This is a genomic window from Jannaschia sp. GRR-S6-38, assembly GCF_029853695.1.
Lineage (GTDB): Bacteria > Pseudomonadota > Alphaproteobacteria > Rhodobacterales > Rhodobacteraceae > Jannaschia > Jannaschia ovalis.
Genome location: NZ_CP122537.1, coordinates 2,137,480 through 2,154,815, shown reverse-complemented (window position 1 = coordinate 2,154,815; position 17,336 = coordinate 2,137,480). Strand labels below are relative to the sequence as shown.

The window sequence follows — 17,336 nt, the reverse complement described above, 5'->3', positions numbered from 1 at the left end:
TTCTCAAACCCGGTTTTGCACATTCGCCGACGGTGCCATCAGTAGCCCGTGCGCGACGCCGATCGCAATGGCCTGGGGATGCTTTCCGAGCGCCGGATCCCCGATCGGGCAGGTGATCCGCGCGATGGCCTCGGGCGGGTGGCCCAACGCGGCGAGCCGCGACCGGAAGCGCGCCCATTTCGTCGCCGACCCGATCAGCCCGCAGAATTCGAAGCCGCGCGTCAGCGCCGCGTGGCAGAGCGCGAGGTCCAGATCGTGGGAATGGGTGACGATCAGATGCGCGTCGGATCGCGCGCAGGTGGCAAGGCGCGCGGGAAGGTCGGCGGCGGCGTCATGCGCCACCGCCACGTCGGTGGGAAAGCGATCCGGTGCGATATCGTGCCAAGCCACGCGGATCTGCGGCGCGAGGGGCGCGAGCACGTCCACCAGCGCGCGGCCGACATGGCCCGCGCCCCAGATGTGGATCCGCCGCGCCGGACCGGCCGCGTCTTCGCGCATCCAGCCGGATTTCAGGCCGAAGCCGGTCAGGCGCGGCGCGGGGGCGTCTCCCTCCACGCGCCGGATCCAGGGATCGGGCGGCACCGCCGCGATGCGCTCGATCACCAGCGTGACCGCCCCGCCGCAGCATTGGCCGAGCGCGGGGCCGAGCGGCATGCGCTCGACCCGGGGCCGGCCGTCGGCGAGCACCTCGCGCGCGATCTCCATCGCGCGCCATTCCAGCGCGCCGCCGCCGATCGTGCCCTGGATCCGGTCCGCCCAGACATACATCGCCGTCCCGGCCTCGCGCGGGGCCGAGCCCCGGGTGCCCGCCACGAGGATACGCGCGAAGGGCCCGTGGGCGGCGAGCGCGTCGTGGATGGCCCGGGCGTCGACGGTCATCGCACGCGCCGCACGGCTCCTAGGACGCGCTCGGCCGTCGCGGGCGCGTCGAGGGCGGGATAGGCGGGCCCGCAGGCCGCCACCGCGTCCGACAGCGCCAGGAACACGCCGATGCCGTGCATGAAGGGCGGCTCGCCCACCGCCTTGGAGCGGTAGATCGTATCCTCGCGGTTCCGGTTCTCGTGAAGCTCCACGTTGAAGACCGGCGGCAGGTCCGAGGCGCAGGGGATCTTGTAGGTCGAGGGCGCGTGGGTGCGCAGCCGCCCGGCATCGTCCCAGACCAGCTCCTCCGTGGTCAGCCAGCCCGCGCCCTGCACGAAGCCGCCCTCGACCTGGCCCAGGTCCAGCGCCGGGTTCAGCGAGGCGCCGGCATCATGCAGGATATCGGTGCGCAGGATGCGGTTCTCGCCGGTCAGCGTGTCAATCACCACCTCCGAGCAGGAGGCGCCATAGGCGAAGTAGTAGAAGGGCCGGCCCCTGCCCGCCGCGCGGTCCCAGCTGATTTCGGGCGTGGCGTAGAAGCCGGTCGCCGATAGCGGCACGCGCGCGGCATAGGATTTGGCCGCCGCCTCGTGGAACGGGTATTCGGCGCCGCCGACGCGCACGGTGTCGCCTTCGAAGACGACCGCGGCCGGATCGGCCTGATGCGCTTCGGCCAGCGCCGCGGCCATGCGATCGCGGATCGTGTCGCAGGCGACCTTCACCGCCATCCCGTTCAGATCCGCCCCGGACGAGGCCGCGGTGGCCGAGGTGTTGGGCACCTTGCCGGTATCGGTCGCCGTCACCTTCACCCGGGCGATGTCGCAGCCGAAGCGGTCGGCCGCCACCTGCCGGACCTTGGAATGCAGCCCCTGCCCCATTTCGGTCCCGCCATGGTTCAGGTGGATCGAGCCGTCGGCATAGACATGGACCAGCGCGCCCGCCTGGTTCAGGTGGGTGAGCGTAAAGGAGATGCCGAACTTGACCGGCGTGAGCGCGATGCCGCGCTTCAGCCGGTCGTTCGCGGCGTTCCATTCCGCCACCCGCGCCCGCCGGCCCGCATAGTCGCAGCGCGCCGCCAGCCGGTCGACCAGCGCGTTCAGGCAGAAATCCTCGACCGCCTGGCCGTAATGCGTCCGTCCCGTCCTCACGGGTCCCGAAATACTCCGGGGGTCCGGGGGCTGGCCCCCGGCCGCCCCGCCCGCATCGGCGTAGAAATTGAGGCGCCGCACTTCCAGGGGGTCGCGGCCCAGCTTGTGGGCAACATGATCCATCACCCGCTCGATCCCCAGCATCCCCTGCGGACCGCCGAAGCCGCGGAAGGCGGTGGCGCTCTGCGTGTTCGTCCGCAGCCGCCAGGAGGTGATCTCCATCGCCGGGATGTCATAGGCGTTGTCGGCATGCAGCATGGCGCGGTCGGCCACGGGCAGCGACAGGTCCTGCGCCCAGCCGCAGCGCGTCCAGTGCCGGAAACGCACGGCGTGGACCCGGCCCGCGTCGTCATGGCCGACCTCGTAGGCGATGCGGAAATCGTGGCGCTTGCCGGTGACAACGAAATCGTCGTCGCGGTCGTAACGCATGCGACACGCGCGCCCGGTATGCCGCGCGGCGACGGCGCAGGCGATGGCCAGCGCATTGCCCTGGCTCTCCTTGCCGCCGAAGCCGCCGCCCATGCGCCGCACTTCGGAGCGGACGGCATGCATTGGCAGGCCCAGCGCATCGGCCACCTTGTGCTGGATCTCGGTCGGGTGCTGGGTCGAGGTCAGGACATGCATCTCGCCCGCCTCGGACGGCAGCGCCAGCGCGGCCTGGCCCTCGAGGTAGAAATGCTCCTGCCCGCCGATCTCGATCACGCCCTCCAGCCTCTCGGGGGCCGCCGCCAGCGCGGCGTCGACATCGCCGTCGCGCCAGATGCGGGGGCCGTCGTCGAACCAGCTTTCGGCGGCCAGCGCGTCCTCGATGGTCAGGAGCGCCGGGGCTTCCGTCACGTGCGCCTGGTGCAGCCGGGCGGCGCGGCGGGCGGCAAGGTGGCTGTCGGCGATCACGAGGTAGAGCGGCTGGCCCGCGTAATGGATCGTGCCGGTGCAGAGCAGCGGCTCGTCATGCAGCGAGGGCGAGCAATCGGGCATCGGGTCGAAATCGTCGGCCATCAGCACCGCGACGACGCCCGGCGCGGCGCGCACCGCGTCGAGCTCCAGCGCGTCGAGCGTGCCATGCGCCACCTCCGCAAGCCCGAAGGCCAGGTGCAGACAACCCGCGGGCGAGGGGATGTCGTCGGTATAGCGCGCGGCCCCCGTGACATGCAGGCGCGCGCTCTCGTGCGGCAGGGGCTTCGCGACGCTCATGGCGTCACCGCCAGAAGGTCCGGGCCGTCATGGACGAGTCCGCGGATCATCCCCTCCGCCGCCGCCAGCCGGTAGGCGGCGCTGGCGCGCATGTCCGACAGCGGCGTGAAATCCGCGCCCAGCCGCGCGGCGGCCGCGTCCAGCGTCGCGTGCGTCAGGGCCGCGCCCTCGAGCGCGGCCTCGACCGACGCCGCGCGCTTCGGGATGCCGGCCATGCCGCCGAAGGCCACGCGCGCGCCCCGGATCACGCCGCCCGCGACGGGCAGCCGGAAGGCCCCGCAGACCGCCGAGATATCCTGGTCGAAGCGCTTCGACAGCTTGTGGCAGCGCAGGTCGTCGGGCTGGCGCGGGATGGTGATGCGTTCGACGAATTCGCCGGGGCGGCGGTCCTGCCTGCCGTAATCGAGGAAGTAATCCTCGAGCGCCATCTCCCGCCGCGCGTCGCCGCGCCGCAGGTGCAGCCGCGCGCCCAGCGCGATCAGCGGCGGCGGGCTGTCCCCGATGGGCGATCCGTTAGCGATATTGCCGCCGATGGTGGCCGCGTTGCGGACCTGCACGCTGCCGTAGCGGCGCAGCAATTCGGCGAAGCCCGCGAAATGCGGCGCAATGGCGTGACGGAGGGTTTCCATGTCGCACATCGCGCCGATGGCGATCTCGTCCGCGCCGATCTCGACGCCCTTCAGATCGTCGCAGCCGACGAGGAAGGCCACCTGCCCCAGGTCGCGGAACTGCTTGGTGACCCAGAGCCCCACATCGGTGGCCCCCGCGATCAGCGTGGCGTCGGGATGGTCGGCATACCAAGCGGCAAGTTCGTCGGCGTCGCGCGGGTGGAAGGCGTTCGAATTGAGTATTTGCGGACCCGTGATGGGGGGCGTTTCGCGCATGTGGTCGGGAACCGGCGCCGTCTCGACCGCCTTCGCGGCGCGCAGGATCGGGGCGTAGCCGGTGCAGCGGCAGAGGTTGCCCGCGATCTGGTCGGCATGGTCGGTGCAGCCATTGGCATGGGCGGCGGCCATGGTGGTGACGAAGCCCGGCGTGCAGAAGCCGCATTGCGAGCCGTGCAGGTCGATCATCGCCTCTTGCACGGGATGCAGCGTGCCGTCGGGGGCGGCGATGCCCTCGACGGTGCGGATCGCGCGGCCCTGAAGCTGGGGCAGGAACAGGATGCAGGCATTCAGCGCCTTTGGCCCATCGGCGCCGGTGACGACCACCGAGCAGGCCCCGCAATCGCCCTCGTTGCAGCCCTCCTTGGTGCCGGTCAGGCCGCGGTCGCGCAGCCAGTCCAGAAGCGTGGTGGTCGGGTCGTCGGTCGTAGCCGTCACGTCCTCGCCATTCAGGCGGAAGCTGATCTCCATGTCGTCGGATCCGCCGCGATACCGGTCCGCCCCGGTCCGTCCCCTCCGATGCGGCGTAGGAGGGGCGGGGTGCCTTGAAATTAGAAAGAACGCGGCGGCGCTTGGCAAGGGGTTGGCGCCGCCGGGCGCGGCCCGTCACGAAGCCGTGGCTTGATCGGGCCTGCGGGTCCGGGCCAGACTCCGGCGCATGCAGCTGACCCGCGCCTTCGTCCATGACGTGACCGAGCACATCAAGACCTACCTTGTCGCGGGCACGCTGGCGGCGGTGGGGCTCGACGTGGTGAACAACGTCGAGAGCTCGATGGGCGGGGCGATGGCCGGGGTCGACATGATGGCCGCGCTGTCGGTACCGGGACCGCTGGCGCTTCTGTTGCGCGGCGTGGGCGTGGCGCTTCTGGTGATGGGGCTGGCGCTTTACGCCGCCAACATGTGGTGCGGGTTCCGCGCGCTGCGCGACTACCGCTTCCGCTTCGAGAACCGGGGCGTCGTGCTGCAGGCCTGCGGCTGGAGCGCGGCCTTCCTCTACGTGCTGGGCAGCCTCGCCATCGGCGCCTCGGTCAACGCCGTCTATCTGGCCCTGGTGCGCTGACGGCGCGCGCCCGCCCCCCGGGGGCGAGGCGTCACCGCGGCAGGTCCATCCGCTCCATCCGCAGCGTCGCCCGGATGATCGCGAGGCCGGCCTGCTCGGCGCTGTGGAGCGCGGGCAGGAGCCGGTCGGCGGGCACCAGCAGGGACAGCGTCAGCATCGCATCCTCGCGCTCGGTCAGCGCGGCGAGCGTCAGGACCTGCGCCACCGCCGCCTCGTCGGCGCCGACGCAGGGGCAGCCCGTCGCCCGACACAAGAGCGGTCGCCGCGCGCCGCGGGTCAGCGCCGTGGCGAAGTCGGACCAATGGCGCAGGGCCGCCGGCGCCGCCGGGCCCAGCGCGGTATCGAAGACGCGGCGCACCCGGTCCCGGCCGTCCGTGCCGTCGGCCCAGTCGCGCCAGAGCAGGACGCAGAGCGCCTGCACCCCGTCCATGTCGCGCAGATCGCCGAGCGGCGCGGCACCGGGCGGTTGACTGCGGCGGGGGGCGCGGAAGGCGGCGGACATGGCGGGACCTCGGGCGTCGGGCGGCTTCGCGGTAATCTTTATTATTTTTGTCAGGTTTGGCAATCCCTTTCGCCGGCCGCATTCGGCGGCTAGATCCGGGGCATGCCCGATCCACGATTCATCCATCTGCGCCTGCACACCGAATATTCCCTCCTGGAGGGCGCGGTGCGGCTCAAGACGCTGCCCGACCTCGTCGCCCGGGCGGAGATGCCGGCGGTGGCCGTCACCGACACCAACAACATGTTCGCCGCGCTCGAGGCGGCGACGGCGCTGGCGGGTCGGGGCATCCAGCCGATCATGGGCTGCCAGATCGACGTGATGCACGACCCCGCGCAGCCGGGTGACAAGCCGCGCCGCCCCGCGCCGGTGGTCCTGCTGGCGCAGTCCGAGGCGGGCTACGAAGCGCTGATGAAGCTGAATTCGTGCCTCTATCTCGCGCGGCCCGACATGGTGCCGCAGGTGACGCTGGAGGAGCTGGCGCAGCATTCCGAGGGGCTGATCTGCCTGACCGGGGGGCCCGACGGCGCGGTGGGCCGGCTGGTGGCCGACGGGCAAGAGGCCAAGGCCGAGGCGGTGCTGGGCCGGCTGCACGCGATCTATGGCGACCGGCTCTATGTCGAGCTGCAGCGCCACCGGTCGCCCGAGCCGACCGAGCGCTTCCATGTCGAACAGGCTTATGCCCGCGGCTTGCCGCTGGTGGCCACGAACGACGTTTATTTCCCCGACCCGTCGATGCACGAGGCGCATGACGCCTTCCTGTGCATCGCCGAGGGCGCCTATGTCGACCAGCAGGCCCCGCGCCGCCGGGTGACGCCGCGCCACCACTTCGCCTCGCAATCCGAGATGGCCGCGCTGTTCGCCGACCTGCCCGAGGCGCTGGAGAACACGATCGAGATTGCGCGCCGCTGCGCCTTCAAGGCGCATGGCCGCGACCCGATCCTGCCGAAATTCGCCGATGACGAGGTGGCCGAGCTGCGGCGCCAGGCCGAGGCGGGGCTGAAGGCCCGGCTGGACGTCATCCCGCATGCCGCCCCGGTCGAAGATTATCGCAAGCGTCTCGAATACGAGCTGGGCATCATCGAGGGGATGGGCTTCCCGGGCTATTTCCTGATCGTCGCCGATTTCATCAAATGGGCGAAGGATCACGACATTCCGGTCGGGCCCGGGCGCGGGTCGGGCGCGGGCTCGCTGGTGGCCTATGCGCTGACGATCACCGATCTCGATCCGCTGCGCTACGCCCTGCTCTTCGAGCGGTTCCTGAACCCCGAGCGGGTCAGCATGCCCGATTTCGACATCGACTTCTGCATGGACCGCCGCGAGGAGGTGATCGCCTACGTCCAAGAGAAATACGGCCGCGACAAGGTGGGGCAGATCATCACCTTCGGCGCGCTCTTGTCCAAGGCCGCGGTGCGCGACGTGGGCCGCGTGCTGGGCATGCCCTACGGGCAATGCGACCAGATCTCGAAGATGATCCCGGTCGAGGGGGTGAAGCCCGTCTCGATCACCAAGGCCCTGACCGATGAGCCGCGCTTGCGCGAGGCCGCGCGCGAAAGCGAGCAGGACCGCCGCGACGGGCGCACCAACCCGGTCAAACGGCTGCTGGACTATGCCGAGAAGCTGGAGGGCCTGCTCCGGAACGCCTCGACCCATGCCGCGGGCGTGGTCATCGGGGACCGTCCGCTGGACGAGCTGGTGCCGCTCTACAAGGACCCGCGCTCGGACATGCCGGCGACGCAGTTCAACATGAAATGGGTCGAGAAAGCGGGCCTCGTGAAGTTCGACTTCCTGGGGCTGAAGACGCTGACCCAGGTGCAGAACGCGGTGGAGCTGATCCGCGCACAAGGCCGCGACCTGCATGTCGCCGCCGACGGCCGCCGCCTCTACGATCCCGCGCCGGGGACCGAGAACGACATCAACCTGATCCCGCTGGATGACGAGGCGGCCTACAAGCTCTACTCCGCGGCGCGCACCGTGGCGGTGTTCCAGGTGGAATCGACGGGCATGATGGACGCGCTGCGCCGGATGAAGCCCACCTGCATCGAGGATATCGTGGCGCTGGTGGCGCTCTACCGGCCCGGCCCGATGGAGAACATTCCGAAATATTGCGAGGTCAAAAACGGCCTCAGCCAGCGCGACCGGCTGCACCCCTCGATCGACCACATCCTCGACGAGACGCAGGGCATCATCGTCTACCAGGAACAGGTGATGCAGATCGCGCAGGAGATGGCGGGCTATTCGCTTGGCGGCGCCGACCTTCTGCGCCGGGCCATGGGCAAGAAGATCCAGGCCGAGATGGACGCCCAGAAGCCCATCTTCCTGGAGGGCGCGGCGAAGAACGGCGTGGACGAGCGCAAGGCCGACGAGGTCTGGGCGCTGCTCGACAAGTTCGCCAATTACGGCTTCAACAAGTCCCACGCGGCCGCCTACGCGGTCGTCAGCTACCAGACGGCCTGGCTGAAGGCGAACCACCCGGTCGAGTTCATGGCCGGGATCATGAATTCCGACATCCACCTGACCGACAAGCTCGCCGTCTATGCCGAGGAGGTCCGCAAATCCGCCGATCGCGGCGGGCTGGGGCTGGAGATCGTGCCGCCCTGCGTCAACCGCTCGGAGGCGACCTTCACGACGCGGGACGGCAAGCTGGTCTATGCGCTGGGCGCGCTCAAGAACGTGGGCGTGGAAGCGATGCGGATGGTCGTCGAGGGCCGCGGGGCGCAGCCCTTCTCGACGCTCTACGATTTCGCGCGGCGCGTGGACCTGAAGCGGATCGGAAAGCGCCCGCTGGAGATGCTGGGCCGCGCCGGCGCCTTCGACGAGATCGACGGCAACCGCGCCCGCGTGCTGGACGCGCTCGACGGGCTGGTGGCCTATTCGGCGGCGATCCACGAGCAGCGCGCCTCCAATCAGGTCAGCCTGTTCGGCGAGGCGGGCGACGACCTGCCCGAACCGCGCCTGCCCTGGCGCGACGATTGGCTGCCGGCCGAACGGCTGGGCGAGGAGTTCAAGGCGATCGGCTTCTACCTCTCGGGGCATCCGCTCGACGACTACATGACCGCGCTGCGCCGCCAGGACGTGCTGACCCTGGCCGAGGTGCAGGCCCGCACCGTGAACGGCCCGATGATCGCGAAGCTGGCGGGCATCGTCTCGGCCCGGCAGGAGCGCAAATCGGCGCGCGGCAACCGCTTTGCCTTCCTGCAGGCCTCCGACCCGTCGGGCGCCTACGAGGCGATGGTCTTCTCGGACACGCTGGACGCGCATCGCGACGACCTTGAGCCCGGCTGCCGCGTCATCCTGCAGGTCGAGGCCACGCAGGAGGCCGACCAGCTGAAGCTGCTGGCCCGCGCGGTGACGCCGATGGACGACGCGGTCGACGCCGCGCCGCAGGTGGGCCTGCGCATCTTCCTCGACGCGCCGGACGCCGTGCCGCCGCTGCAGGGCCTGCTGGCGCGACTGTCGGGCGAGAGCGGCGCACGCGGGCGCGGGCCGATGCATCTGTGCCTTCTGGGCGACGACCTGCCCGGCGAGGTCGAACTGCGTCTGCCCGACCTCTACCCGGTCAACCCGAAGGTGAAGGGCGCGCTGCGCTCGCTGCCCGGCGTGGCGATGGTCGAGGAAGTCTGACCGCGGCGTTAACCGCGGTGGCGGATCGCGCGGCCGGATTAAGGATTTGGCGAGGATCGGGAGGGCATTCCCGGTGGCGTGAACCCGGTCCCGCCCGCGGGGCCCGCCGCCCGAGGTCGTCCCATGCCCGTCGTCTCCGACTACACCGCCCTGCTCGCCTCCACCTCGGACCCGGCCGCGCGCTGGAACGCGCTGCACGATCCGGGCACGGCGGTCGTGCTGACCTATACCCTCCCCGATGCGACCGAGCTGCCGCCGCTGTCGCAGACATATTACGGCGCCGATAGCGTCGCGGCCTTCACCGACGCGCAGGCCGACGCCTTTCGCCTGGCGCTGGCGGAATACGAGGCGGCGGCGGGCCTGATCTTCGTCGAGGTCGAGACCGACGCGATGATCACCGCCTATTCGGCCTCGGGGCTCAGCTCCGGCGGCGGCACGGTCTCGGGCTACGCCTTCTATCCCAACGTGACGAAGCGCGGCGCGGCCGATGTCGATCTGGTGATGAACGTCGCGGGCGACTGGCGGCCGGGCAGTTGGGGCTTCACTGTCCTTCTGCACGAGCTGGGCCATGCCACCGGCCTGAAGCACAGCTTCGAGGGGCCGGACGTGCTGGCCGATCCGCTGGATGACGACGATCACACGGTGATGACCTACACCTTCACCGGCCCGAAGCCGCAAAGTCTGCAGGAGCTGGACCGCGGCGCGCTGGACTATCTCTACGGCGCCTCGCTGGCGGGCTGGACCGCCGGGCCGCCGGACGCGGGCGGGCTGCACGCGCTGACCGGCAGCGCGAGCGATGACGTGCTGCACATGCCGCTCAACGCCCAGCGCGCGAATGGCGGCGCGGGGGCCGACGACATGACGGGCGGCGACGGGGACGACACGCTCGCGGGCGGGTCCGGCGCCGATACGCTGGCGGGCGCGGGGGGCGCCGACCTCCTGCGCGGCGGCGCGGATGCGGATCTCCTGCTGGGCGAGGCGGGCGACGATTTCATCTGGGGCGACGGCGCGGATGACGTGCTGGAAGGCGGGGCCGGGAACGACAGGCTCCTGGGCGGCGACGGCGCCGACAGCCTGCTGGGCGGGGACGGCGCGGACCTGCTGAACACCGGCGCGGGGAACGACTGGGCCGATGGCGGCACGGGCGATGACAGCCTCGCCGGCTGGGATGGCGACGACCACCTGCAGGGCGGCGCGGGCGCCGACACGCTGTCGGGCGGCATCGGGCGGGACTCGCTCGAAGGCGGCGACGGGGCGGACCTGCTGGGCGGGGGGCCGGGCGACGACACGCTGCGCGGCGGGGCGGGCGACGACCGCCTTCAGGGGCTGGACGGGAACGACATCCTGGTGGGCAGCTTCGGGGCCGATGTCCTGGAGGGCGGGTCCGGGGCCGACCGGCTGGAGGGCAACGGCGCGCGCGACACGCTGTCGGGCGGCGCGGGCGACGACTGGCTCTCGGGCGGCAGCGACCATGACCGCCTCATGGGCGATGACGGCAACGACACGCTGGCGGGCGGCAGCTTCAACGACACGCTGGGAGGCGGCGAGGGCGACGACTACCTGCTGGGCGGCGACGGCAACGACCTTCTGGTGGGCGGGAACGGCGCCGACCGGCAGGAGGGCGGCGCGGGCAACGACACACTGCAGGCCTGGGGCGGCGGCGACATGCTGATGGGCGGGCCGGGCCGCGACCTGCTGATCGACGGCACGGGCGACGACATCATGGCCGGCGGGCTGGATCTCGACCGCTTCGTCTATTCCGGCGGCCGGGACCGCATCCTCGACTGGGTCGATGGCGAGCGGGTGATGATCCGCAGCGCCGAGCTGGCGCTGGCGCAGTTGGGCCTCCCCGCGCTGCAGGGCGCCGCGACGGTCACCGCCGGAGGCTGGCGCATCGATTTCGCCCCGGGCGACAGTCTCGAGGTGACGACGGGCGCGGGGCTCGCGGCCTTCATGGACGACGTCTTCCTGATCTGAGCCGCGCTTGACGCGCGGCGGGCGATCCGGTCCCTTGCGGCCATGCCCGATGCCGCCCGCTTCCTCGCCGATCTGGACGCGCTGCGCGCCATCGGCGCGCGGGGCACGGGCGTCGTCCGCCGCGCCTTCGACGAGGCCGACATCCACGCCCGCCGCTGGCTGGCCGACCGCTTCGCCGATGCCGGGCTGGAAGCGCGGATCGATCCGGCGGGCAATGTCTGGGGCCTACGTGGGCGGCTGCTGATCGGCAGCCATATCGACACCCAGCCCGAGGGCGGATGGCTCGACGGGGCGCTCGGCGTGATCGCGGGGCTGGAGGTGGCGCGCGGCAATCCGGGCGTCTCGGTCGTGGCGTTCCAGGACGAGGAAGGCCGCTTCGGCGCGACCACCGGCTCCGAGATCTGGTCCGGCACGCTGACCTTGGCAGAGGCCGACGCGCTGACCGATCTCGACGGCCTGACCTTCGGCGCCGCTCGCGCGGCCCTGCCCGCGACCGGCGCGATGCCCGATCCGTCCCGCTTCAGCGCCTATCTCGAGCCGCATATCGAGCAGGGCCCGGTGCTCGACGCGGCGGGCGAGGCCGTGGGCGTGGTCACCGCCATCGTCGGGCTGCGGCAGGTCACCGTCACGCTGACGGGCGCGCAGAACCACGCGGGCACGACGCCGATGCATCTGCGCCGCGACGCGCTGCGCGGCCTGTCGGATGCCGATCACGCGATCCGCGCTGCGCTGGCCCCGCTGGTCACGCCCGCCTCGGTCTGGACCATCGGCCATGTCGCGCTGCATCCCAACGCGCCCTCGGCGGTGCCCGGGCGCGCGCGGTTCACCGTCCAGTGGCGCGACGCCGAGACGGCCCGCCTGGACGCGATGGAAGCGGCGATCCGGGCGGCGCTGGAGGACGTGACGCGCACCGCCGGGCTGGGGCTCGAGATCTCCGCCACCACCGCCCTGCCCCCGACTGCGATGGACCCGGGCCTGCGCGCGGTGCTGCGCGACGCCGCCGCGGCCCACGCCCCGGACCGCTGGCGCGAAATGCCGTCGGGCGCGCTGCACGACGCGACCAACGTGGCGCGGCTGATGCCCGCGGGGATGCTCTTCGCGCCGTCGATCGGCGGGATCAGCCACGATTTCGCCGAAGACACGGGCCGCGACGACTTGGCCATCTGCCTCGCGGTGCTGGCCGAGGCGGCCGCGCGCCTGACCTGAGGGTCAGATCGGCAGCGCCGTGGTGTCCTTGATATCCTCCATCACGAAGCTGGCCGAGATATCGGCCACCCCGACCCGGCCGATCAGCGCCTTGTAGAACCGGTCGTAATCCGCCATGTCGCGCACCCGCACCCGCAGGACGTAATCGAGGTCCCCGGTCATCCGATGCGCGCCCTGGATCTCGGGCATGGCCGCCACGACCGCCTGGAACTTCGCCAGCCAGGCCGGCTCATGCGCGCCGACGCGGATCAGCACCAGCACCGACAGGCCCAGCCCCAGCCGGGCCGCGTCCAGATGGGCCACGCGCTCGCGGATGATGCCGTCGGCTTCCATCCGCCGGATGCGCCGCCAACAGGCATTGCGCGACAGGCTGACCCGTTCGGCCAGCGCATCGAGCGACAGCGTGGTGTCGCATTGCAGCTGGCGCAGGATGCGGCGGTCAATTTCGTCGATGGATCCGCTCATTCGTGGGACGTTATCCCACACCTAACGTGCACGCGAGCGAAGAATGGGAGCCCGTCACCCCATCCGGGGGCGCAGTCTGGCGCAAAGCAACAGGAGCTCCCATGACCCAGATCGCCCAATTCGTCCGCGCCTTCCACGACCATCCCGCCAGCGTCGACGAGAGCTATTTCGGCCATATGCGGTTCGCGCTGGGCTTCGCCGGGGCGCTCCTGCTGGCGGGCGGCGCGGCGCTGGTTCACGCCTTCGTCCCGCCGCTCTTCGAGACGACCGCGAGCCGGATCGTCAAGCGCCTGCATGCGCGTCTCATCGCCCGGCACTGACGACCGGCGGCCCGTCAGGCCCAGCGCACCTCGCCCAGGAAGATGTAGCCCGCGCCGTAGATCGTCTTGATCAGCGCCGGGTTCTTCGGGTCCTCGCCCAGCTTGGCGCGCAGCCGGCTGATGCGGACATCCATCGCGCGGTCGAAGCTCTCGCCCGCCGCACCGCCCAGCGCCTCCTGCATCTCGGCGCGGGTGAGCAGGCGGCGGGGGCGTTCGAGGAAGAGCCGCAGCACCTCGGCCTCGGCCTGGCTGAATGGCGTCTCGCCTTGCGGACCCGTCAGCAGGAAGCGGTCGAAATCGGCGGTGAAGGGGCCGAAGCTGGCGCGGGCGCGTTGCGGCGGCGCGGTCTTGCGCAGCCGGGCGCGGATGCGAGCGACGATCTCGGCGGGCTCGAAGGGTTTGACGACGTAATCGTCGGCGCCGAGCTCCAGCCCCGTCACCCGGTCCTGCACCCCGCCACGCCCCGAGATGATGATGATCGCCGCGCCGCCCTCCAGCGCCAACCGCGAGACCACGGCCAGCCCGTCGCGGTCGGGCAGGCCCAGATCGACGAGGCAGATATCGGGCATTGCGGTGCGCAGCGCGGCCTCGAACGCGTCGGCGCGGGCATAGGCCTGCACCTCCATCCCCGCGGCGGCGATGGCATCGGACAAGAGCGCGCGGATCGCCGGATCGTCGTCGAGGACCGCGACGCGCGGCGCGGCCACGGTCACGCCAGCACCGCGGCCAGCTTCTCGACCGAGAAGGGCTTGCGCAGCACCGGCCAATGCGCGGCGGCATCGCGGTAGAGCGGGGCGTCGGCCTGCAGCGAGGTCATCAGCGCCACCGCCAGCCCCCGCGCCGCCGCGTCGCGCGCGAGGTCGAGCCCGGTCTCGTCGGTCTTCAGCATGATGTCGGTCAGCACCAGGCCGATCCCCTCGATATCCAGCAGGTTGCGCGCCTCGGCCACGCCCGCCGCTTCCAGCACGGAATGGCCCGCGGCCACCAGCCTGTCGCGCACCGCCTCGCGGATATGGGCGGCGTCCTCGACCAGAAGGACCAGCATCGGCGCCGGGCCGGGCGGCGGCTGGCGCAGCGGCAGGCGCAGGGTGACGAGCGCTCCCCCGCCCGGCGCGCGGCCCAGCCGGGTGCGCCCGCCCGCCAGCTTGACCACGTCGTAGACCATCGACAGGCCGAGGCCCGTCCCCTCCTCGCCCTTTTCGGTGAAGAACGGCTCGAGCCCGCGTTCCAGCGCCTGCTTGCTGAAGCCGGGCCCGGTATCGGCGACTTCGATCTCGAGCCAGGTGTCGCGGAGCGGCCGGGCGATCAGGGTGATGCGGCCCGCCGCGTCGCCGATCGCGTCGCGGGCGTTCAGGATGAGGTTCAGCGCGGCGTCGCGCAGCGCGTCGGGGTCGAGGAGGACCGGCGCCTCCAGCCCCTCGACCGTCCAGTCCAGCGTGACCCGCTCCGGCAGGGAGGCGCCGCCCAGCACCGCCACCTCGCCCAGAAAGGCCCGCAGCTCGGTGGCCCGCGGCGCCAGGTCGCGCGGTCCCGACAGGCCCGAGATCTGGTCGATCAGCATCCCGCCCCGCGTCGCGGCCACGCCGATCGCCTCGACCGCGGCGCGGGCCTCGGGGGCCAGCGCCATGCCGCCCAGCTTGTCCTTCAACCCCAGGATGACCGTCAGCAGGTTGGCGAAATCATGCGCCATGCCGGAGGTCAGCTGCGCCGCCACTTGCCGCCCCGCCGATTGCGCCAGCGCCGAGCGGGCCTGCGCCTCCTCGGTGATGTCCATCGACAGGGCGTAGACGCCGACGACTTCGCCACCGTCGCGGTCAGGGGTGAAGCTGACGCGGATACGGCGGCCGGACGGATCATGCGTGATCTCGAACGCGTCGGCCTCGCCGCCCAGCGCGCGGTCGAGATGCGGGGCGATCTTGGCATAGGTCGGCGCGCCCAGCGCCTCCTCCATGGTCAGGCCCAGGATCTCGGCATCGGCGCCCGGCATGACGGTGCCCAGCTTGCGGTTCGAGAAGGTGTAGCGCCGGTCGTGGTCCAGCCGGGCGATATGGGCGGGCAGCATCTCGGTGGTCAGGCGGATGCGCGCGGCCATCTCGGTGGCCTCGACCCGCGCCTCCTCCAGCGCGGTATTGGCGGCGGCGAGCTTGCGGTTGGCCTGCGCCAGCTCCTCGGCCCGGGCCAGGAGCTGTTCGGACAGCACCTCGGAGCGCGCGCGCAAGAGGCGCTCCTGCGACTTCATCGCCGTGATGTCGGTATAGACGGTGACCCAGCCCCCCTGCGGCAGGGGCGAACCCTCCACCGCGACGACCCGGCCGTCGGGGCGGGTCCGCTCCAGGTAATGCGGCTCGAAGGCGCGGGCCTGCGCCACGCGGGCGGCGACCGTGGCCTCGACATCCTCGACGGGCCCGTATTCGCCGCGCTCGACGAGAAAGCGGATCGTCTCCTCGAAGCTGACGCCCGGGCGGGTCAGCCGCTCGGGCAGGTCGAAGAGCGTGGCGTACATCCGGTTGCTGACCGCCAGCCGAAGTTCCGCGTCGTATATCGACAGGGCCTGGCCGATCAGGTTCAGCCCGGCTTGGGTCATGCGGGCGGTGGTTGCGGCGCTGCGCTCGGGCACGGGGCGGGTCCTCCGGGGAGGCGACGTTAGCAGGTGGGCGGATGGCGGCAAGCGCGGCCGCGTCGCAAACGACGCCGCATGCGGCGCTGCGGCGGGATCGGGCCCGGTCGCCGTCCAGCTAGGGGTCGGGGGGGCGCCGAGCGCCCGCAGAGAAGGAGACGGCATGTTCAACGTGCTCGCCGGGGTCTGGGCGCTGCTTCTGGGCATCGTCTTCCTGATGCTGGGCAACGGCATGCATTTCACGCTGATCGGCCTGCGCGGCGGGATCGAGGGCTTTTCCGCGGCGGAACTGGCGGTCGTCTCGTCGGGCTATTTCGTGGGCTTCCTGTCGGGGGCGAAGCTGACGCCCGGCCTGATCCAGCGTGTGGGCCATGTCCGCGTCTTCGCCGCGCTCGGCAGCTTCATGTCGGCGGGGCTGATCGCCTTTCCCCTGCTCGCCCTGCCCTTCACCTGGACGCTTCTGCGCATCCTGATCGGCTTCTGCATGTCCGGAATTTATGTCACCGCGGAAAGCTGGCTCAACGCGGCCTCGACGAACGAGACGCGCGGCAAGGTGCTGTCGGCCTACATGATCGCGCAGACGCTGGGCATCATCGGGGCGCAGGCGCTCTTGAACCTGGGTGACGCGGCGGGGGCAGCGCTGTTCATTGGCGCCTCGATCCTGGTCTCGATCTCCTTCGGGCCGATCCTGCTGTCGGTCACCCCCACCCCGCCGGCCGAGATCACGCGCGCCATGCCGCTGCGCGGGCTCTTCCGCGCCTCGCCGCTGGGGACGGTGGGCATTTTCCTGCTGGGCACGATCTACGCCACGCAAACCAGCATGGGCGCCGTCTTCGGAACGCTGATCGACCTCTCGGCAGCCGAGATCTCGCTCTTCATCGCGATGCTCTTCGCCGGAGCCCTGGTGCTGCAATACCCGATCGGATGGCTGTCGGACCGGATCGACCGGCGGCAGGTGATCTGCGGGGTCGCCGCGCTGGGGGCGCTCTTTTGCCTTGCGGGCTGGCTGGGCGGCGCGGCGCGCTGGCCGCTGATGGGCGCGGCCTTCCTGACGGGCGGGATGACGACGCCGCTCTACGCGCTGATGCTGGCCTATACCAACGACGCGCTTTCGACCGAAGAGATGCCCGCCGCCTCGGGCGGGCTGGTGCTGAGCTTCGGGATCGGCGCGATCCTCGGGCCGCTCGCCACCGGCTGGGCCATGGAAAGCGCCGGTCCGTTTTCCTTCTGGCTGGTGCTGGGCGGCACCTTCGCGGCGATCGCGCTCTACGCGCTCTACCGGATGACGCAACGCGCCGTGCTGCCGCCGGAGGAGACCGAGAGCTATATCGGCGTGCTGCCCACGGCGACGCCCATGGCGGTCGAGGCGGCGGGAAGCTGGACGGCCGAGCAGGCCGAGCACGAGGGCGAGGCCGGGACGGGTGCGCCCTGAACTGCCGGGCGCCGCCGTTACAGTTCGTAAGATTTCGGAAACATCCCTG

13 protein-coding genes are annotated in these 17,336 nt (G+C 71.4%); 6 read left to right on the top strand and 7 right to left on the bottom strand.

Annotated elements, in window-relative coordinates:
• Window positions 1-3: 3 nt before the first annotated feature.
• Genes xdhC through xdhA form a run of 3 tightly spaced genes read right to left on the bottom strand, consistent with a single transcriptional unit; the run spans window position 4 to window position 4,558 of the window.
• Window positions 4-879: a xanthine dehydrogenase accessory protein XdhC gene (gene xdhC / locus P8627_RS10925; protein WP_279964126.1), complete on the bottom strand. Its 876-nt coding sequence runs from the start codon at window positions 877-879 to the stop codon at window positions 4-6.
• Window positions 876-3,203, bottom strand: a complete 2,328-nt coding sequence (gene xdhB / locus P8627_RS10920; protein ID WP_279964125.1) for a xanthine dehydrogenase molybdopterin binding subunit — start codon at window positions 3,201-3,203, stop codon at window positions 876-878. The genes xdhC and xdhB overlap by 4 nt, the downstream gene beginning before the upstream one ends.
• Window positions 3,200-4,558: a xanthine dehydrogenase small subunit gene (gene xdhA, locus P8627_RS10915; RefSeq protein WP_279964124.1), complete on the bottom strand. Its 1,359-nt coding sequence runs from the start codon at window positions 4,556-4,558 to the stop codon at window positions 3,200-3,202. Before xdhA ends, xdhB begins: the two co-directional genes overlap by 4 nt.
• A gap of 187 nt (window positions 4,559-4,745) precedes the next feature.
• On the opposite strand from xdhA, the gene P8627_RS10910 reads away from it, so the two are divergent.
• Window positions 4,746-5,147, top strand: coding sequence for a hypothetical protein (locus P8627_RS10910; RefSeq protein WP_279964123.1), 402 nt, complete (start codon window positions 4,746-4,748; stop codon window positions 5,145-5,147).
• Between the two features lie 31 nt (window positions 5,148-5,178).
• Here the strand turns inward: P8627_RS10910 and P8627_RS10905 are convergent, their stop codons facing one another.
• Complete coding sequence (locus P8627_RS10905; RefSeq protein WP_279964122.1) at window positions 5,179-5,649, bottom strand: hypothetical protein; 471 nt, start codon at window positions 5,647-5,649, stop codon at window positions 5,179-5,181.
• 102 nt (window positions 5,650-5,751) lie between these two features.
• On the opposite strand from P8627_RS10905, the gene dnaE reads away from it, so the two are divergent.
• From dnaE to P8627_RS10890, 3 genes are all read left to right on the top strand, one after another.
• Entirely contained in the window at window positions 5,752-9,270 is a 3,519-nt protein-coding gene (gene dnaE, locus P8627_RS10900; RefSeq protein WP_279964121.1) for a DNA polymerase III subunit alpha, read from the top strand.
• Window positions 9,271-9,393: 123 nt separating this feature from the next.
• A complete protein-coding gene (locus tag P8627_RS10895) occupies window positions 9,394-11,247 on the top strand; it encodes a hypothetical protein (RefSeq protein ID WP_279964120.1) in 1,854 nt (617 codons plus the stop codon).
• A gap of 42 nt (window positions 11,248-11,289) precedes the next feature.
• The gene (locus P8627_RS10890) at window positions 11,290-12,453 is read left to right on the top strand and encodes a hydantoinase/carbamoylase family amidase (RefSeq protein ID WP_279964119.1); all 1,164 of its coding nucleotides are present in this window, start codon (window positions 11,290-11,292) and stop codon (window positions 12,451-12,453) included.
• A 3-nt stretch (window positions 12,454-12,456) separates the two neighbouring features.
• Here P8627_RS10890 and P8627_RS10885 read toward each other — a convergent pair whose 3' ends face one another.
• Entirely contained in the window at window positions 12,457-12,918 is a 462-nt protein-coding gene (locus P8627_RS10885; RefSeq protein ID WP_279964118.1) for an Lrp/AsnC family transcriptional regulator, read from the bottom strand.
• Between the two features lie 101 nt (window positions 12,919-13,019).
• On the opposite strand from P8627_RS10885, the gene P8627_RS10880 reads away from it, so the two are divergent.
• Entirely contained in the window at window positions 13,020-13,238 is a 219-nt protein-coding gene (locus P8627_RS10880; RefSeq protein WP_279964117.1) for a DUF6356 family protein, read from the top strand.
• Window positions 13,239-13,252: 14 nt separating this feature from the next.
• On the opposite strand, the gene P8627_RS10875 is transcribed toward P8627_RS10880, so the two are convergent.
• A complete protein-coding gene (locus P8627_RS10875) occupies window positions 13,253-13,945 on the bottom strand; it encodes a response regulator transcription factor (protein ID WP_279964116.1) in 693 nt (230 codons plus the stop codon).
• A 2-nt stretch (window positions 13,946-13,947) separates the two neighbouring features.
• Window positions 13,948-15,855 carry a PAS-domain containing protein gene (locus P8627_RS10870; protein WP_407932935.1) on the bottom strand — a complete coding sequence of 636 codons (1,908 nt, stop codon included), beginning with the start codon at window positions 15,853-15,855 and terminating at the stop codon, window positions 13,948-13,950.
• A gap of 163 nt (window positions 15,856-16,018) precedes the next feature.
• On the opposite strand from P8627_RS10870, the gene P8627_RS10865 reads away from it, so the two are divergent.
• Window positions 16,019-17,287 carry an MFS transporter gene (locus P8627_RS10865; protein WP_279964115.1) on the top strand — a complete coding sequence of 423 codons (1,269 nt, stop codon included), beginning with the start codon at window positions 16,019-16,021 and terminating at the stop codon, window positions 17,285-17,287.
• Window positions 17,288-17,336: the final 49 nt, after the last annotated feature.